This is a genomic window from Streptomyces sp. NPDC051976, from assembly GCF_040680795.1.
GTDB lineage: Bacteria > Actinomycetota > Actinomycetes > Streptomycetales > Streptomycetaceae > Actinacidiphila.
On sequence record NZ_JBFAXL010000009.1, the window covers coordinates 210,368 to 234,845 of the forward strand.

Genomic DNA, 24,478 nt, shown 5'->3' on the forward strand with positions numbered 1-24,478 from the left:
CGCGGCGGGCCGTCAGGTGCTGAACGGCTCGAAGTCCCAGTAGGGGCGGGTACGGGCGCGGGCCGCCACGGTGTGCGGGTGCTGCGGGCCGAGGGTTGCCGACAGCGCGGCGAGCGCCTCCTCCTCGATTTTGTCGGCCTCCTGCCGCTTGCGCAGATTGCGCAGGTCGGTGGCGAGCGCGATCCGGCAGGAGAGCGTCAGCGGGTGCTGGGCGCCCAGGGTGCGGGCCGCGCGCTCGCCGGTGGCCCGGCTCAGTTCGGCAGCGCTCTCCGGGTCGCCCGCGAAGTTGCGCGCGCCGGTGGCGTTGAGCGCGCAGCCCAGCGTCCAGGGGTGGTCGGCGCCGACCGCGCGTTCCATGGCGATCAGCGACTCCTCGATCGCCACCTGGGACTGCTGCCGCTCCCCCGCCGCCCGCAGCACCAGCCCGTGGTTTCCCAGCGCGCCCGCGGTGTACGGGTGATGATCGCCGAACTGCTCCCGGTAGTGGCTCAGCGCGCGTTCGCCGAGTTCGCGGGCCCGGTCGAGGTCGCCGTGCTGCCGCTCGAAGGCGGAGTAGGTGAGCGAGACCCGTACGGTCAGCGGCTCGCTGTCGCCGAGCACCCGCTCGCACCGCTCCAGCAGCCTGGCCAGCAGGTTGGCCGCCCGGGGGCGGTCGCCGCCACGGTAGTAGCACTGCGCCAGGTTGTGCTCGGCCCTGAGCGTCTGCGGGTTGTCGGCGCCCAGCACCAGCCGCTGCACCTCGCAGTTGCGCTCCTGTACGGAGACGGCCTGGTCGTAGCGGCCGAGCAGCCGCAGGTCGTGGGCGTAGGAGTTCTCCGAGGAGAGCGTCCAGTTGTGGCGGTCGCGCAGCAGTTCCCTGCGGGCCTCCATGGTGTAGCGGTCGAGCCGCAGCGCGTCCTCGTAGCGGCCGACGAGCCGGTAGGTGACGGCGATGTTCTTCTGCGCGCTCAGGGTGCGGGAGTCCTGCTCGCCGACCAGCTCGCGGTATCCGTCGCGGACGAACTCGGCCAGTTCCAGGGCCTCCTGGTACCTGCCGAGGGCGCGCAGGTCGGCGGCGAGGTTCCCGGCCGCCCGCAGGACGTTCAGGTCCTCGTCGCCGCGTTCGGCGCGCAGCTGTTCGAAGGCCTCGCGGTCGATCCGCTCGGTGGCGGTGTACTCGCCGGTGGCGCGCAGCAGGTTGGCCCGGTGGTGGGTGAGGTCCCACAGCCGGGGGTGGCCGGGCTCCAGCACGTCCGGCCACTTCGCCGCGGCCAGCTCCGCGACCCGCAGGCCGACCCGGTACTCACCGCTGAGGTACAGATAGCGCAGGCAGTTGAGCACCATCACCTGGATCTCGGGGTTGGTGCTCTCCAGCGCGCCGGACGCGGCCAGGTGCGGCACGATCTCGGCGTAGCGCGGCCACAGCCGGGTGTCGGTGGGCCGGGCCGGGTCGGCCGCCGCCAGGATCTTGCGGACCACCCGGGAGTAGGTGCTCTGCTCGTCCCCGGGCATGTCGGCGCGTACGGCCTGGTAGACCAGCCGGTGCATCTGGACGACCTCGGTGGAGCCGACGGACTCCTCGGCGGCGGTCTCCTGCGGGTCGGACTGGATGACGGACCACTGCGTCAGCTTGCTGATCGCCGCGTTCCACAGCAGCGGGTCGTCCATCAGCCCGGTGAGCTGCTCGGGCAGGTCCCGCAGCGGCAGGTCGCGCAGCAGCCGGACCGGGATCGGTCCCGGTGCGAAGAACACGCACAGCCGCAGCAGGTCGACCGCCTCCGGCTTGTCCTCGCGGAGCCGGTTCAGCAGTATCGAGAAGGCGGTGTAGTACGTCATCTGGAAGTCGGCGGCGACCTTGAGGCCGGGTTCCACATCGGCGCCGTGGCGCAGCAGTTCGATGTAGTCGTCGACGGTCATCGTGGAGTCGTTGAGCGCGCCCGCGTTCTGGTCGAGGGCCAGCGCGAGGTCGCCCAGGGCGTCGGCCAGCTTGTCGGCGTCGGCGTCGTCGAGCCGGGGCGCGCGGCGGCGGACGAAGGCCACGCTCTCCTCGCGGTCGTAGACGGGCACCTCGATCAGGGCGCTGTTGTGCTCGCCCCAGCCGCGGTTCTGCGAGGTGATGAGGACATGGCCGGGCCCGTCGGGCACCAGGTCGTGGATCTCCTCCGGCTGGTCGGCGCCGTCCAGCACCACCAGCCAGCGGTGGTACGGATCACCGCGCCGCAGCGCGCCGCGGACCGCCCGCAGCCGCTCGCCGTACTCGCGGCCGGTGACCAGGCCGAGTGCCGGGGCCAGGCCCGCCAGCTTCTCGCGCAGGGTGCCGCGCTCGCTGGCCCGTACCCACCACACCACGTCGTACTCGGGTCCGAAGCGGTAGACGTACTCGGTGGCGATATGGGTCTTGCCGACGCCGGACAGGCCGTAGAGGGTGGCGACGGCGGCGCCGGGCTCGGCCTGCTGGAGCTGTTCCTGGAGTTCGGCCAGCAGCGACTCGCGGCCGGTGAAGCGGGTGTTGCGGCGCGGGACACCGCCCCAGACCTCGGGCTGCTCCAGCGGGAAGCGGGGCGCGCCCGAGCCGCCGAGGGTGTCGCCGGAGGAGCCGCGGGCGGGCTGGGTGCCGAGCCGGGCCAGTAGCCGGCGCTCGGCCTCTGCGGCGCCCAGTCCCCACAGGTCGGCGGCGCCGAGCGCGGTGACGGCGCTGGGCAGGGCGGCGGGGGTGACGGAGACGGCGGCGAACCGGTCGCTGTTGGGGGGTACGACGGTGCGCAGCGCCGCGTTCCACTCGTCGTGGCTGCGCGGGCCGAGCCGGAAGTACCACTCGCTCAGCACGATCAGGACGCGGCCCTCGCCGAGGAGGAGATCGCGCAGACCCTGCTCGACGGTGGCACCCGGGTAGATGTCCCAGCGCTGGAGCACGACCCGGTGACCGTGTCTCTCCAGGCGGCTGGCGATCCATGAGGCCCAGGCCCTGTTGTAGCCCGCGTAGCTGATGGTCACGGGTTCCCGCTCCGCTGCTGACGCGGTGTTCCGCCCTCCGGCCATGCGACCGTCTCCCTCGTTGTGCGCGCGTAGTGTCCTGACGGACCGACAGGATGGTGGCCTGGGCCAGAAACTACACTGGTTGCTCCCCCGTTGACGTACCGTCATGATCTCTCGTGCGGGTCGCCGCCGCCTCAGGCGCGTTGGCGCCGCCAGATGACCCGTGAGGTCTCCACGTAGGCCGCGGCGCGGGCCAGATGGCCGTCCGGCGGTGAGTTCTCCTTCAGCCGAGTGTGATGGGCCGCCATCTCCTTGACCAGGGTGCGCCCCTGGGGGGTCAGACGGTTGGAGCCGAGCAGCGCCGGAAGCGCGGCCTCCACCTGCTGGCGGCAGCGGCAGTGGTCGGCCCAGGCGGTGTCGCGCCGGGCGGGGACGGTGTCGGTGAGCGCCACCTTCAGATAGAAGTCGGCGAGGGCCAGATGGGCGTAGGCGCCCTGGAAGAGGCCGTCGAAGGGGCGCGGGTCGGGGCGCCAGGGTGCCCAGTAGGCCGGGGTGTTGTCGGCGGTGTGCAGCACGGTGGCCTCGGACAGCGCGAGCAGTTTGGTGTGCTGGAGTTCGTGGACCACGGTCCCCGCGAGTTCGAGGCCGCTGTGCGGTGTGGTGCTGAGCAGTGCGCCGAACGCCTCGCGCCGGGTGGCGCTGCAGTGTGCCGTCGGCAAACCCGCCAGCGGCACGAAGCAGTCGAGCAGCGCGGCCGCCTCTTGGGCGCGGGTGCCGTCGCCGAGCCGCAGCCAGGGCTGCGCGTCCCGCCAGGCGGTGTGCCACTGGGTGCGCGCGACGGCGTCCACAGTGTCCGCGGCGACAAGCCCGTACGGGTTGGAATGGCGCTCCTCGTCACGGTACGGGTCGGCGTCGTCGATCAGCACCGTCTGTCCGTCCTCGGTCCGTAGCGCCTGCAGCGGCCGCCAGCCAGGCGCCGCGGACCGCCATACCCCGTCGGGGCCGCGGCGGACCTCGACGGCGTGCGGTACGTCCGGGCGGCGGCTCGCATGGTCACGGGCGTGGTCGACGGCCCGTCCGTCCAGGTGCAGCCACAGCAGATTGCCGTCGCCTTTCACCTGGACCCGCGAGACGGTGCCCGGGTAGCCCATTCCGGCCGGCGGCCGGTAGTGGCCGAGTGTGGGCAGCGTCAACTCACCGTTCCGGACCGGCACATCGGTGCTGAACCGCAGCCCCGCGCGCGCGGCGGCCGCCGCGCCGAGGGCGGCCAGGTACGGCAGCCCGGCCGCCGCACGGTGCGCCTGTCCGGTCACGGTGAGCGCACGCAGGCAGCGTTCGGCCCACGGGCCGGTGTGCGCGTAGTGCACTATGCGGCGCGCGGCGGCGGGGTCGGCCTGCTCGGCCTCTTCCAGCAGCTTCCAGTCCCGTAGTACCCCCTCCGCCGTTCCCGCGGGCAGCGTGCCGGCCGGCGCCGCTCTGACCGCGTCGAGCAGCGCGCGCAGTACGAGCAGCCGGCGCCGCCGCTGATCGGCGACAAGCATCTCCAGCACGCGCGGCCCGCTGCCCGTCCGTCCCATCTCCCGGAGCAGGTCGTCCGGCACGGGCCCTTCCGTCGCTCTCGCACGACCGTCCACCGAGGCGGCGGGACGCGGCTGCGGGGCGACGGGGCGGGGCACGTTCACCGGAGGGTCTCCCGGAAGGTGGTGCGAGCGTGGCCGGAGGCCGCGGCCTCCGTCAGGCGGGCGGCGGTGTGGCGGACGAGGTGCGCCAGGTCGGCGCAGTAGACGGACGGGTGGCCGAAGCCGGTGGGGGCGCGGTAGCGGTGGGCGTAGTGGCCGCCGCCGCAGACCGTGACCAGTTCGCAGGCACGGCAGGTGGCGGAGAGCGCGGCCAGGCCCGACTGGCGGGCGGCGACGCCGGGGTGGGCGAGGGCGTCGTCGAAGCTGTTGCGGAAGACGTCCATGCCGGTGGCGGCGGCGCCTTCGTACGCGGACTTGAGCGAGTCGACCTGCTCGATGGTGCCGTCGGTCTCCACCACGACGGCGGTGAAGGGCTGCAGCCCGAGGCGTTCGGTGGCGGCGGGCACGCCCAGCAGCAGCGCCACGCACTCCTCGAACAGCCGGATCCGGGTACGGCGGCGGTCCGCGTGCCACCACAGGTCGAAGACCGTGGTGAGCCAACGGCCGTACGGCGCCGGGTCGTCGGCGGGCGCGGGCAGTCCCGGCGGCGGCGCCGTCCAGTTGCCGTGCGGCAGCAGCAGGTCGATCGCGGGCGGCCGCAGGTCCAGCAGTGACCCGTACACCGCTGCCGGGTCCTGCCGCACGTCGACGACGCACAGCACTCCCGCGTACGCCTCGGGCGCGGTGTCGGCGAGCAGCCGCAGCCCGGCCGCGGCGGCGGGCCACGCCGGGCGGCCCGCGTGGTCGACGCGGGCGGTGTTGTGGGCGGGCAGGCCGCCGTCGAGGCTGACCCCGATCCGGATCCCGGCCGCGTGCAGCCGGCGTATCCGGTCGCGGGTGAGCAGGGTGCCGTTGGTCTGCACACTGGCGTGCACCCGGCAGCCGTTCGGGACCAGCGCCCGGATCAGATCGATGTCGGCGGCCAGCCGGTCGGCGCCCGCGAGCAGCGGCTCGCCGCCGTGCAGCACCACCGCGATGTCGGACAGACCGTGGGCGGCGGCGTGTTCGGCGATCCGCTCGGCGGTCCTGCGGGTGACGGCGGGCCCGGGGGTGCGGGGGCGGCCGCGCCAGCCGTGGTCGGGCCCCGCGTAGAGATAGCAGTAGTCGCACGCGAGATTGCACCGGCTGTGCGTCTTGACGATGAACTGCCGCAGGGGGAACGGCCCTGGGGGTGGTGACGGTACGGCCCTGTCGGCCGTCCGCGGGCCGCCCCCGGTCGGCTGCTGCACCACACGTCCTCCCCCAGTACCGGGTCGCCCCACCGGCCTCAGCGGTTGTTCCCGCTCGGCCACCCAGAGCAAACGCCTGGGCAGGGATTTGGCCGTATCCCCACGTGGGGGCGGCCTAAAGGTGGCCGACCGCGACGTGCGGCGCGCCATGCCTGTCCGCGGGGTGTCCCCCGGCCCTCACATCGAGTTGTCGAACCCCCACAGCGCCTCGCCGCCGGGCGCCGCGATCCGCTCGCGCAGATCGCCGACCAGCGCGGCCAGCACCGGGTGCTCGACGGTGCGCAGCGTCTCCAGATCCATGCCGAGCAGGTCGAGTGCGGGCGCGTCGGTCTCCGGCGCGTCTGCCGCGGGCGCGTCCGTCGTTCCGTCGTGCGGTTCCGTCTCCATCGCGAACCTCCTGTCGTGGTGCGGGTCGTCGTCCGGGGTCGTGCCGTACCGGGCGGGCCGCGTCAGCCCGCCCGGGTGAGTGCCGCCAGCCGTTCGCCGGTCTGCCGGGCCTCGTCGGCGCCGCCGTCGGGCAGCAGCCGCCACTCGGCGAGGGCCGCGCGGTAGGCGTCGGCGGCGGCCCTCGGGCGGCGGGCGGACTCGAAGACCACGCCGCGCCAGTGGTGCGCCAGTGCCGACAGCCGCACCATCGGCTCCGGATCGGCGGACCGCGCGCGGGCGTTGCCTGCCGCCTCGGCGGCGCGGCGGTAGGCGTCCGCGGCCTGGTCGAGGCGCTCGATGCGCCGCGCGTGCAGATAGCCGAGCCGGTGCGACTCCCCCAACTCGTACCAGATCCGGGCGATTTGGGCGGGTTCCACGGCGGGCTGCACGGCCAGGCCCAGGACGTGCTCGGCCTCCCGCAGGTCCACCAGGTCCTGTTCCGCCTTGTAGCGCAGCACCAGCGCCCGGCCGAGCATCAGCAGCCGCTCGGGCAGCCGCGGGTCGCTCTCCGGGGTCTCCATCCGGCAGTCGCGCAGCACCAGGACCGCGCGGTTGACGAAGGGTTCACCGCCGGGCAGGGCGGCCCGGCCCAGCAGCGCCGCGCCCCACTCGGCGACCAGGTCGCTGTACTCGGGCCGGTCCCGCGGGGTGAGGCGGCACGCCTCGGCGAACCGCCCGGCCGCCGCCTCCAGTTCGCCCGCCGGGCCGCCCGCGGTGTGCCGGGCGACCCTTATCCGTCCGGCGCGGATCAGTATGGCCGCGCGCAGCAGCCGGTCGCGGGTCTCGCCGAGCGCGCGGTCGACCAGCCGCTGCGCCTGCGCCAGCCGTCCGCCCGCCAGCAGATGGGCGTCGACCAGCGACAGCAGCGCGGCGATCCGCGACTCCGGCGCGGCCTCCTCGCGCTCCAGGGAGTCCAGGCCCGAGGCGAAGGAGCGGGCGGCCTGCTGGGCGTAGACCTGTTCGCGTTCGCGCTCCCTGGCCGCCCCGGCCAGCCGCAGCAGCGCCCGGCCGTGGGCCAGCGGCAGCCCGCTGGGGCGCGCGTCGGCCAGCGGCCACGCGTCGGAGAACGCCTCCAGCATGCCGACGGTCTCCTGCAGCAGCCCGGCGTCGCCGCTGAGCTGCCACTGGTCCTCCAGCACCTGGACGCGTTCCAGGGTGACGCCGAGCACCTCCTCGGGGTCGAGCCCCGGGGCCGCGCAGACGGCGCTGAACTCCCGGTCGGCGCGCCGCAGCAGCTCCAGGGCGCCCCGGTTGTCGCCGAGCGCGGCGCGTTCGTCGGCGGCGGCCTGGAACACCCGGGCGCGCACCGCGCGCGCCGGTACGGACCCGGGGTGCGCGGCGGCGGTCTCGGCCGCCTCCTGCGCCTCGCGCAGCAGGGCGGCGCCGCCGCGCAGCCGCCACAGCGTGATCAGGTTCTGCGCCAGCTCGCTCCACAGATCGGGGTCGGAGCCGCGGACCCGCTCCTCGGACGCCGCGCGGCGCAGCAACTGCACGGCGTCCAGGAGGTTCTGCACCATCCCCTCCTCGGTGAAGCGCGCGACGAGGGCGCGGGCCCGCTGCACCGCGGTGGACGGCAGGCCTACCGGGCCGTGCGCCGGGGCGCCGTTCTCCGGCAGCGGCATGAAGCGCTCCAGCACCCGGGCGGCGACCTCGGCGAACGGCTGCGGCGACTCGGCGGCGACCGCGTCCTCCCCAGCGCGCACCGCCTCCTGGGCCACGGCCCGCGCCGCGGAGGCCACGGCGGCGTCGGCGACCAGGTCGGTGGGGCCCTCGGTGAGCTGGGTGATGGCCAGCGCGGGGAAGTTGGGGCCGCTCTTGCCGAAGCGCTGCTCCACATACTCGGAGCAGTGCTTGAGCACCAGCAGCGCCTCGTCCCTGCCGAGCGGGCCGAGCAGCACCTCCCGTACCCCGTCGGCGAACTCGTACCAGCGGTGGTCGCGCGCGTCCTCGCCGGGGGCGCGGGTGAGCAGTCCGCTGAGCAGCACCTCGGCGAGTTCGGCGGGGCCGGAGTCGGGCAGCATGGTGCGCTGGACGAGCTGCATGACGGGCAGGAACAGCGGGGCGGCGGCCAGGTAGACGGCGAGCTGGGCGGCGGCGGGCGAGGCGGCGGAGCGGAACCTGCCGACCAGCGCGGCGGGCGCCATCGTGGCGCGGCGGGCGGGCACATGGGTGGCGGGCTGGTCCGCGCGCACCCAGCCCACGGCGGCGGGCACCTCGCCCGCGCCCATCCCGGCCAGCAGCCGCGCCCAGGCGCCCAACGCCTCGGCGGTGGGCGGCAGTACGGGCACCGGCAGCGCGTCCCCGTCAGGTCCCGCGTTGCCCGGGACGGCCGAACCGCCGTAAGCACTGGGGCCGTTGGAGAAGCGCGGCGGCGAGGAGAGCGCCGTCCCCTCGGTACGGTGCAGCACCCCGTAGGAGACCGGCAGCATGGTGCGGGCCCACAACCGGGCCGGGAGCGGCTGGAGTACGGCGACGGGGCCGTGCCGGGCGAGCCGGTGCAGCAGCCGGTGCGCGTGGCCCGACCGCCACAGCGGCCCGGCGCAGTCGCTCACCAGCAGCGTGACCCGTCGGCCGGTGGGGTCGCTCAGCTGCTCGGCGGAGCGCAGCGCGGCGGCCTCCGGGTCGAAGCGGCCGCTGACCGCCGGGTCGCCGTAGGGCGTGGCGTGCAGATAGCGGACCTGCACCTCGTGGAAGGCGCCGAGCCGTTCGAAGACCTGGCCCAGCTCGCGGAGCATCCGCTCCCAGACGTACATCGACGACGACGCGTCCATCAGGAGCTGCATGGAGGCGTCGCCGCGCAGCACCGGCCGGAAGACCGGTAGCAGGAGTCCCGCGGCGCTGGCGCTGCGCTCGGCGGTCGCCGACTCGTCGAGCACCTCGCGCAGCGGGCGGGCGGGGCTGTGGTAGCGCTGTAACGGCCGCAGCGCCGACTGGAGTTCGAGCAGCCGCGGCAGCGCGGGCGCCTCGGGCACGGCGACGGTGAGCGCGGCGGCGCCGGCGCCGGTACGGGTCCGGCCGGGCGCGCCGGCGCCGGGGTAGAGCGTGACGAGGCGGTCGTCGGCCGGGGCGGGCGGGAGGGGCGGCAGGACGGTGCCGTGCGCGGGTGTGCGGTCGCCGGGCTGCCCGTCGCCGCGGCCGAAGGGGGAACCGCCGGTGCCGTCGGTGCCGGGGCGGCCGGGTTCGGACGCCGCGCCGGGCAGGGCGCCGCTGGGCCGCGACCACCGCGCCAGCCACAGCGCGTCGGCGAGTTCGGTCGCTCCCGGGTCGAGACCGGCACGGCTCAGCGCGGCGACGACCTCGGCCAGCGGGTCGCGCTCCTCGGCAGGCGGTGGGGCCGACATGGCACGCCGTGGGTCGGGGTTCGGATCGGCCATGGCCGCCTCACCTGGGCCGGTCGAGCCGCTGGATGAGCATGTCGGCCAGCCGGGTGCGGGTGGGCGGGGCGGCATGGTGGGTGAGGTAGATGGCGTTCAGCAGCTGGTCGGTGGCGAGCAGTTCGCTGCGCGAGCGCTCCAGGAAGCGCGTGACCAGGTCGTCGCCGACGGTGGCCGCCTCGTCGCCGAGGTGTGCGCGGACCACCGTGGACAGCCGCTTGTGATCGGGGTTGCCCAGCTCCAGGTGGATACAGCGGCGCAGCAGCGGCGCCGGGAAGTCCCGCTCGCCGTTGCTGGTGAGGATCACGAACGGGAAGGCGCGGCAGCGGATCCGGCCCTCGCGCAGCGTGACCTTGGCACCGTCGTCGGTCAACACGTCGACCTGTGGCTCGCGTTCGGCCAGCCGCTCCAGCTCCGGTATCCCGAACTCGCCCTCCTCCATCACGTTGAGCAGGTCGTTGGGCAGGTCGATGTCGCTCTTGTCCAGCTCGTCGATGAGCAGCACGCGCGGCTTGGCGGTGGGCAGCAGCGCGGTGCCCAGCGGGCCGAGCCGGATGTAGCTGCCGATGCCGCCGGGCGGGGCGGTGCCGGAGTTCGCCGCGATCTGGGTGTCCTGGAGGCGGGCGATGGCGTCGTACCGGTAGAGGCCGTCCTGCAGCACGCTGCGGCTGACGATGGGCCAGTGCAGCACCCGGCCCAGGCCCAGCTCGAACGCCACCGCGTGCGCCAGCGTGCTCTTGCCGGTGCCGGGGCTGCCGGTGACCAGCAGCGGGCGGCGCAGGTACAGCGCCGCGTTGACCATCTCCAGCTCCTCGGGGCTGGGACGGTGCATCTCGGCCATGTGCCGGTACGCGCCGAGCCTGCGGGCGGACGAGCTGTCGGCGTCCGGCCCGGGCGCGACCAGCGGGCCGCCGTCGAAGTCCCGCCAGGGCGGCGGTTCGGGCAGTCCGTCGATCCCGGTGTGCGGTTCCCCGGTGCCGCGGTAGATGAGCCACTCACCGGCCGGACTGGCTTCGGTCACGTCACTCACCTCGATACCTCGTCCCTCATGGAGTCTCCAGCAGCTCGTCGGTTCCGGGTAGGGGTCGGGTCGGGTCGTCGTAGAGCAGTGCCAGTCCCCGCGACCAGTACGCCTCCGGTACCCCGTCCGCCACGGCCGCACGCAGACTCACCAGCGCGCCGGGCAGCCGTCCGGCGAAGCGCGCGACGCGTACCGTACGGGCGATGCCGCGGTGGAAGTCGTCGCAGACCGCGTCGGGTTCCACCGGCTCGCGGCGCCACAGCGCGACCGGGTGGCCGCCGCGCACGAGGCGGTGCAGCGCGTCGGGCCCGGTGGCACCCGAGCGGCAGAGCACCGGCAGGGTGTCGCGGGGGTGGCCGCGCAGTACGTCCTCGCCGGGCAGCGCGTTCGCGGCGCCCTCGTCGCAGTCGAGGGGCGCCGGGCCCAGCTGCCGGTCGTGCAGGGTGTGCCAGCGGTCGACCCGCTCGGCCGCCAGGACCGGGTCGTCCCACGGCGGCGTGTCGGTGCGCCGCACGACGACCGGCCGGACCGCGCCCAGCGGCGCCCCGCCGGGCCCTATCGGCCAGGTGTCCGCGGCGAAGGCCACCAGGTAGCCGGGGACGGCCAGTTGGAGCAGCGCGTCGTTGCCCGGCTCGTCGCAGCGGCGGAACGCCTCGTCCAGCGGCTCCCGCAGCCGGTCGGGCAGCTGGTGGAAGGCGGTGCCGTGGAAGTCCTCCTCGATGCACTCCGCCTCGCCGCTCACCGGCAGCACGCTGACCCGCCAGTCGAAGCGGCCCGGCTCCCAGCCGCGCGGGATGATCTCCAGCAGCGCCTCGGGGTGCAGCGGGCGTCCGGCGCCCGGCGCGGGCGGCGCCGGGTCCACGACGGCCAGGGTGGAGCGGGCCCGCAGCCGGGCCTTGCGCTCGGTGACCAGGGTGGAGCGGAACAGCCGGGTGAGCCCTTCGGCGTCGGCCGCCGCCTCCTGCGCCCAGTGCCACAGCGCGCGCTCGGCCCCGTCGTCGGCGGCGCGCAGCCGGTCCGCGGTGGCGGCGTGCACCGCGTAGCGCAGCACGGCCTCCAGTTCGGTGCTGCCGCGCCGCAGGTCGTAGAGCAGGCCGAGGCCGTCGCGCCAGGCGCGGGGGGCGAGCGGCAGGCCCTGCGGCAGGCTGCCGCGCACCCCGGCCACGGTGTCCTGGAGGTTCCTGGCACTGGCGGGCGGCGGCAGCAGGGCGAGCCTGCCGAGCAGCGCGGTGCGCTGCCCCGCGGTCAGGGCGCGGCCCGCGACGGCGCCGATCTCGCTGTGCGCGTCGGTCCAGGTGACCTGCTGGCCGCGGGTGTTGGCGTAGCGGTCGGCGTGGTGCAGGTCGTGCGCGCTCATCACCCGGTGGTAGAGGTCGTCCTCCGGCGCGGCGGCGACCGGCAGCCGCCGCAACTGCTGGATGCCGACGGCGAGTCCGCCGTCGCGTGCGGTGCGCCGGGCCTTGAGCACCCCTATCACCTCGCCGCGCACCAGGTCGACGACCGGGCCGCCGGAGATGCCGTGCGGCATCTCGTCCTCGTTGCCGAGCTTGAGGATGCCGCCGTTGCCGAGCTGGCCGCTGATGGTGCAACGGCCGTTGTACTCCTGGTACTTGTCCTCCTCCGACGCGGCGAAGTCGCCGGTGGCGCCGTCGGTCGGCACATAGCCGAAGAACGCGACCTGGTTGGTGGTGTAGCCCTTGGCGGTGCGTTCGGTGAGCCAGACGCAGGGGTGGTCGGCGTGGTCGAGCAGCCGGATCAGCGCGAGGTCGGGCGCGGGCCAGCGGTGGCCGGGGCCGGGGCTCACGGCGGGCTCGGCCCATTCGACGACGCCGGTCAGCATCCGGTCGCCGTGGCCGACCGTCACCTTCCGCGCCGCCTCCCCCACGGCCCCCTCCTGTCCGGCCAGCGCCACGTGGGCGCAGGTGAGCACCCAGTTCGGGGCGACGAAGAATCCACTGCCACGCAGGGGATACCCGGGCTCGCTGCCGTGGATGCGTACGGTGGCCTCGCGCACGAGGGGGACCAGGGTCTCGGCGGGGTCGACGGGGTCGTCATCCGCGCCCCCGCCGCCGTGCGGGCTCACGGCGTACTCCCTAAGCCGCCCGACACTCCGGCGGCAGCGCTCTCCGCCCCCATGCCACCCCCCAAAGACCTGATCTTCTCCGAAGGCTAGCCCAGGCGGGCCCGGCAGTCAGGTCCTCCGCCGGGCCCCTCGGACCCACTGCCTATCCTTGCGGTATACGTCCCGTCTCGTCCCTCCCGTTCTTCCCCTCCGCCCACCCGTCCCATCCCTGTTCCGGAGCAGATCTTGTACTTCACCGACCGCGGTATCGAGGAGCTGGCAAGCCGGCGCGGCGAGGAGGAGGTCAGCTTCGACTGGCTCTCCGACCGGCTGCGGGAGTTCGTCGATCTCAACCCCGAGTTCGAGATCCCCGTGGAGCGTCTTGCCACCTGGCTGGCCCGGCTCGACGACGAGGACGACGACGAGGAGTGAGCGACGAGTGAGCCGGGCGGTACGCGTGACGTGTATCGCGTGAGAACGCGTAAGACCGGTCGCGATACCGCTTGACTTCCACGCCACGCGATATATCGTGTTTCTCGGAAGACGCGATATGTTGCGTCTACGGCGCACCCGGAGGAGGGGCACGATGAGCGGCACGTCGGACCGGACCGTGACACAGCCGGAGAAGTTCGTCTTCGACGAGCGGGTGGACACCCTGAGCGTACGGATCGTCAACGGCGCGGTGAACGTCGTCGGGGTCGAGGAGGGTCCGGCCAGGGTGGAGGTCACCGAGATCGACGGTCCACCGCTGCAGATCTACCAGCGCGGCTCCACCCTCACCGTCACCTACGAGGACATGTCCTGGAAGGGCTTCCTCAAGTGGTACGACCGCAAGGGCTGGCAGCGGCACGCGGTGGTCTCGCTCGCGGTGCCGGCGCACACCAAGGTCGAGGTGGGCGTGGTCGGCGCCGGAGCGGTGATCTCCGGCATCTCCGGGGAGACCGTCGTCCAGGGCGTCACCGGTGACACCACGCTGGTGGGACTGACCGGCCCGGTGAAGGCCAACACCGTCGGCGGCAACGTCGAGGCCCAGTCGGTCTCCGGCGAACTGCGGGTCAACACCGTCTCCGGCGACCTCACCGTCGTCGAGGGCAGCGGCCCCCGGGTGAAGGCCGACTCGGTCAGCGGCAACATGGTGCTGGACCTCGACCCGTCCGCGGGCGCCGACGTCAAGCTCACCACCGTCTCCGGCGAGATCGCCATCCGCATCCCCGAACCGGGCGACGCGGAGGTCGACGCCAACACCACCAGCGGCCGGGTCTCGTGTGCCTTCGACGAGCTGACCGTCACCGGCCAGTGGGGGGCCAAGCGGATCACCGGCCGGATCGGCACCGGCGGCGCCCGCCTGAAGGCCACCACCGTCTCCGGCGCGATCGCCGTACTGCGCAGGCCACCGCTGGAGGACGCGCCCTCGTTCCGGAAGGACATCTGACATGGCGCCCGTCTTCGCCCACGGCCGGCTCCGGCTGTATCTGCTCAAGCTGCTCGACGAGTCGCCGCGGCACGGCTACGAGGTGATCCGGCTGCTGGAGGAGCGCTTCCAGGGGCTGTACGCGCCCTCCGCCGGCACGGTGTACCCGCGGCTGGCCAAGCTGGAGAAGGAGGGGCTGGTCACCCACTCCACCGAGGGGGGCCGCAAGGTGTACTCCCTCACCGACGCCGGCCGCGGCGAACTCGCCGACCGCGCCGACGAGATCGCCGGCCTGGAGGCCGAGATCCGCGAGTCCGTCTCCACCCTGGCCGCCGAGATCCGCGAGGACGTCCGCGGCGCCGCGGGCGACCTGCGCCGCGAGGTGGCGGCCGCCGCGCAGGAGGCGCGGACGTCGTCCTCGCCCCGGCAGGAGTGGAAGGAGCAGGCGCAGCGGGCCAAGGAGGAGAGCAGGCGCGCCAAGGAGGAGGCCCGCGACGCGCGGCGGCAGGCCACCGCGGCGCGCGACGAGATGGAGCGGATCGCCCGCCAGGTGCAGGAGCAGGTGCAGTCGCACGCCAGGGGCGGCGACTGGCAGGCCGGGCTGCGCGAGGGGCTGGCCGAACTCACCCGCGAGCTGGGCCAGTTCGGCGGCGGCGCGCGCAAGGAGACGCCCCCGCCGCCCGCACCGGAGTGGACCCGCGACGACACCGCCGCGCCGCCCTCCGCCGACCCCGCCCGCGACCTGGAGCGCCTCCTCGACCGCTTCCGCGACGACGTCCGCGACGCCGCCCGTGACCTCGGCGTCGACGACGCCCAGCTCCGCGAGGTCCGCCGCCACCTCTCAGCGGCGGCGGCCCACATCACCGCGGTCCTCCACCACCGCCCGGGTTAGGACCGCCCCGGCGGGCCGTTCCTCAGACGGTGAGGACGAGCTTGCCGAAGAGGTCTCCCGAGGCGAGGCGGGCGAACGCCTCGGGGGCGCGGTCCAGCGGGAGGACCGAGTCGATGACCGGGCGGACACCGGTGAGGGCGCAGAAGGAGAGCAGGTCCCGCAGCTCGTCCTTGTCGCCCATGGTGGAGCCGACGACCCGCAGTTCGAGGAAGAAGATCCGGTTGAGCTCCGCGGCGGGCGGGTTCTGGCCGCTGGTGGCACCCGAGATGACCAGGGTGCCGCCCGGCCGCAGCGACTTCACCGAGTGCGACCAGGTCGCCGCGCCGACCGTCTCGATCACCGCGTCCACCCGCTCGGGCAGCCGCTCGCCGGACGCGAACACCGCGTGCGCGCCGACCTCCAGAGCCCGCTGCCGCTTGGCCTCGTCACGGCTGGTGGCGTAGACCCGCAGTCCCGCCGCGCGGGCCAGCACGATCGCGGCGGTGGCCACGCCGCCGCCGGCGCCCTGGACGAGGACGGAGTCCCCGGGGCGCACCCCGGCGTTGGTGAAGAGCATGCGGTACGCGGTCAGCCAGGCCGTCGGCAGGCAGGCCGCCTCCTCGAAGGACAGCTCCTTCGGCTTGGGCAGCACGTTCCACGTCGGTACGGTCACCCGCTCGGCGAAGGTGCCCTGGTAGTGCTCGGTGAGGATCGAGCGGCGCTCGTCGGGGCCCACGCCGTGGCCGCTCTGACCGATCACGGAGTGCAGGACGACCTCGTTGCCGTCCTCGTCGATCCCGGCGGCGTCACAGCCGAGGATCATCGGCAGCTTCTCCTTGCCCAGGCCCACCCCGCGCAGCGACCACAGGTCGTGGTGGTTGAGCGAGGCCGCCTTGACGGTGACGGTCGTCCACCCCTCCCGCCGGGGCGGCTCGGGGCGCTCCCCCAGTTCGAGGCCGGTGAGCGGTGCTTCGGGATCGATGCTGGCTGCGTATGCGGCATACATACGCCGACCCTAGGGGCCGTGCCGCACGCGGCGGAACAGCGCGCGGGTGTGACACACACCGCGCACGCCGTCCGCCGCGGGCGGGAGCCTCAGCGGCGGGCGACGCCCTCGGCGCGCGCCGCCGCGGCGACGGCGGCGGTGACCGCGGGGGCGACCCGGGAGTCGAAGGGCGACGGGATGACCCGGTCGGCGCTCAGCTCGTCGGCGACCACCGCGGCCAGCGCCTCCGCGGCGGCGATCTTCATGCCCTCGGTGATCCGGGAGGCCCGGACCTGGAGGGCGCCGGCGAAGATCCCGGGGAACGCGAGGACGTTGTTGATCTGGTTGGGGAAGTCGCTGCGCCCGGTGGCCACCACCGCGGCGTACTTGTGGGCGACGTCCGGGTGGATCTCGGGGGTCGGGTTGGCCATCGCGAAGATCAGCGCGCCCTTGGCCATGGTGGCCACCGCGGACTCCGCGACCGTACCGCCGGAGACGCCGATGAAGACGTCGGCGCCGTCGAGGGCGGACTCCAGCGAACCGGTCAGCCCGGCCTTGTTCGTATACGAGGCCAGCTCGCGCTTGACGGAGTTGAGGTCGTCGCGGCTGCCGTGCACGACGCCCTTGCGGTCGGTGACCGCCACGTCGCCGATGCCCGCCTCGATGAGGATCTTGGCGATGGCGACCCCGGCGGCCCCGGCGCCGGAGATCACCGCGCGCAGTTCGCCGAGGCTGCGCCCGGTGAGCTTGGCGGCGTTGCGCAGCGCGGCGAGGGTGACGACCGCGGTGCCGTGCTGGTCGTCGTGGAAGACCGGGATGTCCAGCCGCTCCTGGAGCTTGCGCTCGATCTCGAAGCAGCGGGGGGCGGAGATGTCCTCCAGGTTGACGCCGCCGAACGACGGCGCGAGCCGGACCACGGTCTCCACGATCTCGTCGACGTCGGTGCAGGCGAGTGCGATCGGCACGGCGTCGACCCCGCCGAACTGCTTGAAGAGGATCGCCTTCCCCTCCATCACGGGCAGTGACGCCTCGGGACCGATGTCACCGAGCCCCAGCACCGCGGTGCCGTCGGTGACCACCGCGACGACCTGGGACTTCCAGGTGTAGTCGTGGACCAGCTCGGGCGATTCCGCGATGGCCGTGCAGACCTCCGCGACACCGGGCGTGTACGCGAGCGACAGATCGTCGGCGTCGCGCACCGGCACGGTGGAGGTGACCTCCATCTTGCCGCCGCGGTGCAGGGCGAAGACCGGATCGATCGGGAAGGCGCCGTCGGCGCTGTCCGTGTCGGTCCGGGAATTAACGATCTCCGCTGCCACTTTTTGACCCCTTTGTCGGAATGGTGAGTGAGAGTACTCCGCCCGGGCGTGGGAGGAGGTGGGCTCGGCGAAAGTGCCACCGGATACGAGTGAGCATGGTGGCGACCGACGCCAGACGTGCCGCACGCACGCCATGGGCCCCGGATGAGGGGTAAGGACCCGTTCTACCGGAAGACTGTTTCCGCTGACGAGTGCAAATTGATCGGCATGGCCCCATCGTGGTCCGGCCTTGGTGTACCGGCCCGATGAGAGCCCGGGGATCGCCCGTTATCCGATTTTGACACAACCGGACCCCTGACTGGGGCTGTCCGGATGGCAAGATGCACAGATCACACACGGTGGCGGTACGCGAAGGCGTGTGCCATGTCCACTGCACGAAGACCCTCACCTCGCAGGAGGACACAGCGATGACCGCACGCTCGACCCGGCCTTCGGCCGCGATAACCCGTCTGACCGCGGTCGCCGCAGTAGCGGTCGCCGGCGCCCTGGTGCTCACCGGGTGCGGCGACCAGACGAAGAAGGACGACAACTCGGGCAACACCGCAGGTGGCTCGTCCGCGCCCAACAAGTCGGGCGCCCCGCTCTTCGGCAAGCTGCCCAAGAAGTACCAGGACGCCGGGACGATCAAGGTCGGCACCGACGCCTCCTACGCGCCGATGGAGCAGACCGAGAACGGCAAGATCGTCGGTATCGACCCGGACATCGCGGACGCGCTGTCCAAGCAGCTCGGCGTGAAGTTCCAGTTCACCAACGGCAACTTCGACGGTCTGATCACCTCTCTCTACACCGGTCGCGAGGACATCGCGATGTCCGCTATGAGCGACACCAAGGCCCGCCAGCAGGGTCTTGACGACAAGGGCAAGAAGATCGGCAAGGGCGTCGACTTCGTCGACTACTACACCTCCGGTTCGTCCCTTCTGGTGAAGAAGGGCAACCCCAAGGGCATCAAGTCGCTCGCCGACGTGTGCGGTCAGACCGTGGCGGTCCAGCGCGGCACCATCTACGACGACGCCTTCAAGAAGCAGAAGACGGCGTGCGGCAGCAAGGGCCTGAACATCCAGGCCTTCGACACCGACGCCGAGGCGCAGACCCGCGTCAAGGCCGGCGGCGCGGTCGCCGACCTCAATGACACCCCCGTGGCCGCGTACATCGCCCAGAAGTCCGGCAACGGCAACGACTTCGAGGTCGCGGGCTCCCCCGCCGACTCCGGCCCGTTCGGCATCGCGGTCGACAAGAGCAACGTCCAGCTGCGTGACGCCCTCAAGGCCGCCATGGACGCGATCATCGCCGACGGCACCTACGGCAAGGTGCTGGAGAAGTGGAACGCGACCACCGGCGCCATCTCCTCGGCCGCCGTCAACGGCGGGGCCTGACCGTGCGGAACACTGCGGCACGGAAGGGCAGTCACCGTGACTGACGAGATAGCCAAGGCCGCCCCGGGCGCAGGCCCGGCGGCCCCGGCCCCGTACGAGGCCATTCGCGCCATCCCGGTACGCCACTACGGCCGCTGGGTCAGCGCCGTGGTGGTCGTGGTCCTGCTGGCCTGGCTCGGCTACGCGTTCTCCCAGGGCGACATCATCTGGAAGACCGTGGGCGATAAGCTCTTCGACCCCACGGTCCTGAAGACCGGCCTGGTCCACACCGTCGTGATCAGCATCACCTCCATGGCCCTCGGCCTGGTGCTCGGTGTGCTGTTCGCGGTGATGCGGCTGTCGAAGAACCCGGTCACGGGCGGCGTCGCCTGGCTCTACATCTGGTTCTTCCGCGGCACTCCGGTGTACGTGCAGCTCCTCATGTGGTTCAACCTCTCGCTGATCTTCCCGATCATCAACCTGGGGCCGATCTACAAGAACAACACCGTCGACGTCATGACCCCGTTCGTGGTCGCCCTGCTGGGCCTCGGCCTCAACGAGGGCGCCTACATGGCGGAGATCGTGCGCGCGGGCATCCAGTCGGTGGACGAGGGCCAGACCGAGGCGGCGCACGCGCTGGGTATGACCAGCTCCCGTACGATGCGCCGGATCGTGCTCCCGCAGGCCATGCGGGTGATCATCCCGCCGACCGGCAACGAGTTCATCAACATGCTGAAGACCTCGTCGCTGGTATCGGTCGTGCAGTACACCGAACTGCTGCGCACCACCTCGGACATCGGCAACTCGGCCAGCGCGATCATGGAGATGTACTTCGTCGCCTCCATCTGGTACCTGGTCCTGACCAGCGTGTTCAGCGTCGGCCAGTACTACCTCGAGCGCCGTTTCGCCCGGGGATCGCTGCGCAGCCTGCCGCTCACGCCCTGGCAGAAGGTCAAGGCGAACCTGTCCACCCTGCGCCGACCGAAGGTGGCCTGAGCATGAGCACCCCGAACAGCGGCCAGCCGATGGTCAGGGCGGAAGCCGTCCACAAGTCGTTCGGCGCCGCGCACATCCTCAAGGGGATCGACCTGGAGGTCGCCCCCCGGGAGGTGTTCTGTCTGATCGGACCGTCCGGTTCCGGCAAGTCCACCTTCCTGCGCTGCATCAACCACCTGGAGCAGATCAACGCCGGCCGGCTGTGGGTCGACGGCGAACTGGTCGGCTACCGGCAGCGCGGGGACCGGCTGCACGAGCTGAAGGACCGCGAGGTCGCCGCCACACGGCGCGACATCGGCATGGTCTTCCAGCGCTTCAACCTGTTCCCGCACATGACGGCGATCGAGAACGTCATGGAGGGTCCGGTGCAGGTCAGGCGGGAGACCAAGGCGGTCGCCCGCGAGCGTGCGCAGCGGCTGCTGGACCGGGTCGGCCTCGCCGACAAGGCGGGCAACTACCCGTCCCAGCTCTCCGGCGGCCAGCAGCAGCGGGTGGCGATCGCCCGTGCGCTGGCCATGGAGCCCAAGCTGATGCTCTTCGACGAGCCGACGTCGGCGCTCGACCCCGAGCTGGTCGGCGACGTCCTGGACGTCATGCGCGGCCTCGCCGAGGACGGCATGACGATGATCGTGGTGACCCACGAGATGGGATTCGCCCGCGAGGTGGGCGACGCGCTGGTCTTCATGGACGACGGCCTGGTCGTCGAGTCGGGTCATCCCCGTGAGGTGCTGGGCAACCCGCAGCACGACCGCACGAAGGCCTTCCTATCAAAGGTACTGTGACGCGACGTCCCGCGACAAGGGGGTACGGGCCATTGGCCCGTACCCCCTGTTCCGTTCCAAGTCCCCTGTCCCAACGCCCTGTTGAGCGGGCGTCAGCGCAGGGCCAGCACCATCGCGTCGGCCGGCGAGGACCAGACCGTACGGGCCTCGGCGAAGCCCGCCTCGCGCAGGGTGCGGGCGTGCCACTCGGCGGGCGGGGTGTCGCCGTCGGCGTGCTCGCCGTAGATCGCGAACCGCTCGGCGGTCGGAGCGGCCAGCAGCGGGTCGGCGGCGGCCTGCTGCCACCACTCGCGCCAGTCGAGGACGCCCTCCGCCTTGGCCCCGTCCATCCGCGCGTGCCGCAGCGCGCTCTCGGCCGCGTTGACCAGCGGGGTGGCCGGGTCGGGCATGTGGTCGGCGTTGAGGAAGACACCACCCGGGCGGACCAGCCCGGCGATCTGCCCGTAGAGCACCCGGAGCTGCTCGCTGGGCAGCCAGTGCAGCGCGGTCGCGGTGAGCACGGCGTCGTACGTGCGGTGCGGCAGCCGCTCCGCCCACCGCGGGTCCTTGAGGTCGGCGGTCACGAAGGTCACCCGGGGGTCGCCGTCGAAGGTGCCGCGGGCGATGGTGAGCAGCGCCGGGTCCAGGTCGACGCCGGTACTGACCGCCGACGGGAACCTCTTGAGCAGCCGGTCCGTGATACTTCCGGTACCGCATGCGAGGTCGAGCACCCTGGGTGCGGTGCCGGTCGTGGCCTCGACCATGTCCAGCATCACCCGAAAGCGTTCCTCGCGGTCGGGCAGGTACCACTCCTGCTGGCGATCCCAGCTCTCCTGCCAGACCCGCCAGACGTTCTCCGTCGCCACAGACACCACGAGTTCCTCCGTTCCGTAATACCCTGGTAGCCCGTTCGGCCATTACCGAGACTAGACCGCACATCGTAAGGACCACAAGTGGAACTGGCTTATTACTCGGACTACGCCGTGCGCCTCGTGAACAGCGAGGAGCCGCAGCGCGGCACGGACGCGCTCACCACGGTCGAGGCCGTACGGGAACTGTTCGGCGCCAGCACCCACGCGGCGGCGCGGGCCGTCGACGCGGACGTGGCCAGGCTGCGCGCGGTGCGCACCCGGCTGCGCGGGGTCTTCGAGGCCGCCGACGAGGAGGACGAGGTGCGCGCGGTGGACCTGCTCAACGCGCTGATGCTGGAGTTCCCGGTCAGCCCGCAGATCTCGGGGCACGACTACCTGAACGACGCCACCGGCCGCCCCGACTGGCACATGCACCTCGCCGACAACGCCGTCAACGCGAGCGCGTCCTACTCGGCGACCGCCTGCATGGGCCTGGCCGTGCAGCTCACCACGCTCGGCGCCGACCGGCTCGGCATCTGCGAGGCGGCGCCCTGCCGCAACGCCTACATCGACACCTCGACCAACCGCTCCCGCCGCTACTGCTCCGACCGGTGCGCCACCCGCGCCAACGTGGCGGCCTACCGGGCCCGCAAGCGCCTGGAGAACGAGCGGTCGGGACGCAGCAGCCGCACACAGGACGCCGCCCACGACGCCACACCCGCCACCGACCGCTGAAGCTCCCGGGGCGGCCGGAACCGCCCCCGGGCTCTGGCCAGCACCAGCTCGTCCGGGACCGTCCCGAACTCCCGGCTGTCGTTCTCCACGAACGAGTTGTCGCCCAGCACCCACCAGCCGCCCTCGCGCCGCTCCACGGCACGCTTGACGATCAGCAGGTCCTGCTGCAGCGGATGCCGCAGCACCACCACGTCCCCCTCACGCACCTGCTCGGCGCCGCTGCTGATCCGCTGGATCAGCAGCCAGTCCCCGTGCAGCAGCGTGGGTGCCATCGACGGACCGGTGACCTCGGCAAGCTGCCACGACAGCCTGGCCCCCTGCTCCCGCATCCTCCGCCTCCTGGTTCGTTTCTCCACCAACCCCAGAGTGGCACCAGACTTTTGTCCTAAGCCACCAGGGGCACACGAGAAAACGACTCTCCCAGGGAGTAATCTCCCACGTGGAAAGACGATCACGAGGAAGGACAGCCATGTTCACTCGCCTGTTCGCGCCCAAGGTCAAGGTCAGCGCCCACTGCGACCTGCCCTGCGGCGTATACGACCCTGCCCAGGCCCGCATCGAGGCCGAGTCCGTCAAGGCGGTCCAGGAGAAGTACCAGGCCAACGAGGACGCGGACTTCCGCACCCGCGCGGTCCTGATCAAGGAGCAGCGCGCCGAGCTGGCCAAGCACCACGTATCGGTGCTCTGGAGCGACTACTTCAAGCCCCCGCACTTCGAGAAGTACCCGGAGCTGCACCAGCTGGTCAACGACACCCTCAAGGCGCTGAGCGCGGCGAAGGCGTCGAACGACCCGGCGACCGGGCAGAAGGCCCTGGACTACATCGCCCAGATCGACAAGATCTTCTGGGAGACCAAGCAGGCCTGACCCCTCCGGACCCGCTCCTCCGGACCAGGCAACCGCGCCCGGCACGTCGTCACGACGTGCCGGGCGCGGCGCTTTTCCGGCGCTCGTGGTGCCGGTGGGAGAACAGCCGGGAAAATGTGGCGCGCGCCACACTGAGGGGATGTCACATCCCTGTAACCCAGGCGCTCTTATATGCGCCGGAGAAACCCGGCTGGTCAAAAATCGTCCCCGTCCGTCTGGTCCCCCGTACCGGCGGGCGGGGGCTTTTTTGACCGCGCGCCGCATTCCGCGGCGGGATTCACGGCAGCATGGGCCCATGGATGCCCACGCCGCCGCCGAACGGTTCGTCAGAGTCTGGGAGGCCGCCTGGGCGCGGCACGACGTGGACGCGATCCTCGCGCTCTACGCCGAGACCTGTGTGCACCGCTCGATGCCGTTCCGCCCGCCGCACCGCGGCCGCGCCGAACTCGCCGAGTACCTGCGCTGGTCCTTCGCCGCGGAGGGCGGCGCCGACGTCCGCTTCGGCACGCCGATCGTGGGCGCGGACGGCCTGGCGGTCGCCGAGTTCCGGGTGCTGGCCATGGAGAAGGACGAGGGCGCCGAGCGCCCCACCGCCCTCGCGGGCTGCGTGTTCGTTCGCTTCGACGCCGACGGGCTGGCGGTGGAGACCCGCGACTACTGGCACACCGCGGACGGCCACGAGGAGCCGACGGGCCGTCTCTTCCTGGCCTGAGCGCGGTGCCCCGGCAGCCGCGGTGACCGGCAGCCGCGGGCCGCGAATACTCAGACGACGTCGGCGAGTTCCTGCAGCAGCCGGCGCTTGGGGCGGGCGCCCACCATGGACTTCACCGGCTCACCGGCCCGGAAGACCATCAGGGTGGGCATCGACAGCACGCCGTAGGCGGACTGGGTCTCCGGATTGGTGTCCACGTCGATCTGGACGATCCGCAGCCGGTCCGCCTCCTCCGCGGCGATCTCGGCGAGCACCGGGGCGATCATCCGGCAGGGCGCGCACCAGTCGGCGGTGAACTCGACGAGCACCGGCAGCTCGGAGCCGAGCACCTCGTCGGCGAAGGTGGCGTCGGTGACGGTGGTCAGCGACGCGGCGGAATCAGTGGACGTGCTCATGTGTGGGCTTCCCCTCGGTGGTGGTGGCGAGTTCGCACTGCGGCGCCGGTCCGCCGGGGACCGCGGCCGCGGCCTCCAGCTCGGCGCGGGCCAGTTGCGCGGCGACCTGGGCGCGTACCTCCTGGAGCCGGTCGACGCAGGCGTCGAGTTCGGCGAGCTTGCGCCGGTAGACCTCCAGGGAGGCGGCACAGGTGTCCCCCGCGGGGTGGCCTGCCCGCAGGCACTCGACGAACGGCCGGGTCTCCTCCAGGCCGAAGCCGAAGTCCTGCAGCACCCGGATCTGCTCCAGCAGCCGCAGGTGCTCCTCGTCGTAGGACCGGTAGCCGTTGCCCGCCCGGTCGGCGGGCGGCAGCAGCCCCAGGGACTCGTAGTAGCGCAGCGTCCGGGTGGTGGTCCCGGCCCGCTCCGCGAGTTCGCCGATGCGCATACCGACGACCGTAAACCTTGACGCTCGCGTCAACGCCAGCCCTTCCCCGGGG

At 72.7% G+C, this 24,478-nt stretch carries 22 protein-coding genes; 9 read left to right on the forward strand and 13 right to left on the reverse strand.

The window, feature by feature from the left end; genetic code table 11:
* Positions 1–12: 12 nt before the first annotated feature.
* The 7 genes from fxsT to AB0M29_RS13320 form a co-directional block, all read right to left on the reverse strand.
* On the reverse strand, positions 13–3,018 hold the full coding sequence (gene fxsT / locus AB0M29_RS13290) for an FxSxx-COOH system tetratricopeptide repeat protein (protein WP_365382341.1): 3,006 nt from the start codon (positions 3,016–3,018) through the stop codon (positions 13–15).
* Positions 3,019–3,149: 131 nt separating this feature from the next.
* A complete protein-coding gene (locus AB0M29_RS13295) occupies positions 3,150–4,556 on the reverse strand; it encodes an HEXXH motif-containing putative peptide modification protein (protein WP_365382342.1) in 1,407 nt (468 codons plus the stop codon).
* A gap of 77 nt (positions 4,557–4,633) precedes the next feature.
* Positions 4,634–5,788 (reverse strand): FxsB family cyclophane-forming radical SAM/SPASM peptide maturase, encoded by a 1,155-nt coding sequence (locus AB0M29_RS13300; protein WP_365382374.1) that lies wholly within the window; start codon positions 5,786–5,788, stop codon positions 4,634–4,636.
* 252 nt (positions 5,789–6,040) lie between these two features.
* On the reverse strand, positions 6,041–6,250 hold the full coding sequence (fxsA, locus tag AB0M29_RS13305; protein ID WP_365382343.1) for an FxSxx-COOH cyclophane-containing RiPP peptide: 210 nt from the start codon (positions 6,248–6,250) through the stop codon (positions 6,041–6,043).
* Between the two features lie 62 nt (positions 6,251–6,312).
* Entirely contained in the window at positions 6,313–9,663 is a 3,351-nt protein-coding gene (locus tag AB0M29_RS13310; RefSeq protein WP_365382344.1) for an SAV_2336 N-terminal domain-related protein, read from the reverse strand.
* A gap of 7 nt (positions 9,664–9,670) precedes the next feature.
* Entirely contained in the window at positions 9,671–10,684 is a 1,014-nt protein-coding gene (locus AB0M29_RS13315) for a MoxR family ATPase (RefSeq protein WP_365382345.1), read from the reverse strand.
* A 25-nt stretch (positions 10,685–10,709) separates the two neighbouring features.
* Positions 10,710–12,767, reverse strand: coding sequence for a trypsin-like peptidase domain-containing protein (locus AB0M29_RS13320; RefSeq protein WP_365382346.1), 2,058 nt, complete (start codon positions 12,765–12,767; stop codon positions 10,710–10,712).
* A gap of 225 nt (positions 12,768–12,992) precedes the next feature.
* On the opposite strand from AB0M29_RS13320, the gene AB0M29_RS13325 reads away from it, so the two are divergent.
* From AB0M29_RS13325 to AB0M29_RS13335, 3 genes are all read left to right on the forward strand, one after another.
* Positions 12,993–13,178, forward strand: coding sequence for a DUF6104 family protein (locus tag AB0M29_RS13325; protein ID WP_365382347.1), 186 nt, complete (start codon positions 12,993–12,995; stop codon positions 13,176–13,178).
* A 154-nt stretch (positions 13,179–13,332) separates the two neighbouring features.
* On the forward strand, positions 13,333–14,178 hold the full coding sequence (locus AB0M29_RS13330; RefSeq protein ID WP_365382348.1) for a DUF4097 family beta strand repeat-containing protein: 846 nt from the start codon (positions 13,333–13,335) through the stop codon (positions 14,176–14,178).
* A gap of 1 nt (position 14,179) precedes the next feature.
* Positions 14,180–15,049, forward strand: a complete 870-nt coding sequence (locus tag AB0M29_RS13335) for a helix-turn-helix transcriptional regulator (protein WP_365382349.1) — start codon at positions 14,180–14,182, stop codon at positions 15,047–15,049.
* Between the two features lie 22 nt (positions 15,050–15,071).
* Here the strand turns inward: AB0M29_RS13335 and AB0M29_RS13340 are convergent, their stop codons facing one another.
* Together AB0M29_RS13340 and AB0M29_RS13345 are read right to left on the reverse strand one after the other, a co-directional pair.
* Positions 15,072–16,034: a zinc-binding dehydrogenase gene (locus AB0M29_RS13340; protein ID WP_365382350.1), complete on the reverse strand. Its 963-nt coding sequence runs from the start codon at positions 16,032–16,034 to the stop codon at positions 15,072–15,074.
* Positions 16,035–16,123: 89 nt separating this feature from the next.
* Positions 16,124–17,332: an NADP-dependent malic enzyme gene (locus AB0M29_RS13345; RefSeq protein ID WP_365382351.1), complete on the reverse strand. Its 1,209-nt coding sequence runs from the start codon at positions 17,330–17,332 to the stop codon at positions 16,124–16,126.
* Positions 17,333–17,739: 407 nt separating this feature from the next.
* Here AB0M29_RS13345 and AB0M29_RS13350 point away from each other — a divergent pair, with 407 nt between their 5' ends.
* From AB0M29_RS13350 to AB0M29_RS13360, 3 genes are read left to right on the forward strand one after another with little or no spacing between them, the layout of a single operon-like run.
* A complete protein-coding gene (locus tag AB0M29_RS13350; RefSeq protein WP_365382375.1) occupies positions 17,740–18,705 on the forward strand; it encodes an ABC transporter substrate-binding protein in 966 nt (321 codons plus the stop codon).
* Between the two features lie 36 nt (positions 18,706–18,741).
* Complete coding sequence (locus AB0M29_RS13355) at positions 18,742–19,680, forward strand: amino acid ABC transporter permease (RefSeq protein WP_365382352.1); 939 nt, start codon at positions 18,742–18,744, stop codon at positions 19,678–19,680.
* Positions 19,681–19,682: 2 nt separating this feature from the next.
* A complete protein-coding gene (locus AB0M29_RS13360) occupies positions 19,683–20,462 on the forward strand; it encodes an amino acid ABC transporter ATP-binding protein (protein WP_365382353.1) in 780 nt (259 codons plus the stop codon).
* A gap of 92 nt (positions 20,463–20,554) precedes the next feature.
* On the opposite strand, the gene AB0M29_RS13365 is transcribed toward AB0M29_RS13360, so the two are convergent.
* Positions 20,555–21,313: a class I SAM-dependent methyltransferase gene (locus tag AB0M29_RS13365; protein ID WP_365382354.1), complete on the reverse strand. Its 759-nt coding sequence runs from the start codon at positions 21,311–21,313 to the stop codon at positions 20,555–20,557.
* An 81-nt stretch (positions 21,314–21,394) separates the two neighbouring features.
* Here AB0M29_RS13365 and AB0M29_RS13370 point away from each other — a divergent pair, with 81 nt between their 5' ends.
* Positions 21,395–22,027 carry a CGNR zinc finger domain-containing protein gene (locus AB0M29_RS13370; RefSeq protein ID WP_365382355.1) on the forward strand — a complete coding sequence of 211 codons (633 nt, stop codon included), beginning with the start codon at positions 21,395–21,397 and terminating at the stop codon, positions 22,025–22,027.
* Here AB0M29_RS13370 and sodX read toward each other — a convergent pair.
* Positions 21,931–22,356 (reverse strand): nickel-type superoxide dismutase maturation protease, encoded by a 426-nt coding sequence (gene sodX, locus AB0M29_RS13375; protein WP_365382356.1) that lies wholly within the window; start codon positions 22,354–22,356, stop codon positions 21,931–21,933. The genes AB0M29_RS13370 and sodX overlap by 97 nt on opposite strands.
* A gap of 140 nt (positions 22,357–22,496) precedes the next feature.
* Here sodX and sodN point away from each other — a divergent pair, with 140 nt between their 5' ends.
* Together sodN and AB0M29_RS13385 are read left to right on the forward strand one after the other, a co-directional pair.
* Positions 22,497–22,892, forward strand: coding sequence for a superoxide dismutase, Ni (gene sodN / locus AB0M29_RS13380; protein ID WP_355347273.1), 396 nt, complete (start codon positions 22,497–22,499; stop codon positions 22,890–22,892).
* A 295-nt stretch (positions 22,893–23,187) separates the two neighbouring features.
* A complete protein-coding gene (locus AB0M29_RS13385) occupies positions 23,188–23,604 on the forward strand; it encodes a nuclear transport factor 2 family protein (RefSeq protein ID WP_365382357.1) in 417 nt (138 codons plus the stop codon).
* A 50-nt stretch (positions 23,605–23,654) separates the two neighbouring features.
* Here the strand turns inward: AB0M29_RS13385 and trxA are convergent, their stop codons facing one another.
* Positions 23,655–23,999, reverse strand: a complete 345-nt coding sequence (trxA, locus tag AB0M29_RS13390; RefSeq protein ID WP_365382358.1) for a thioredoxin — start codon at positions 23,997–23,999, stop codon at positions 23,655–23,657.
* Complete coding sequence (locus tag AB0M29_RS13395; protein ID WP_365382359.1) at positions 23,983–24,426, reverse strand: MerR family transcriptional regulator; 444 nt, start codon at positions 24,424–24,426, stop codon at positions 23,983–23,985. Before AB0M29_RS13395 ends, trxA begins: the two co-directional genes overlap by 17 nt.
* Between the last annotated feature and the right edge of the window lie 52 nt (positions 24,427–24,478).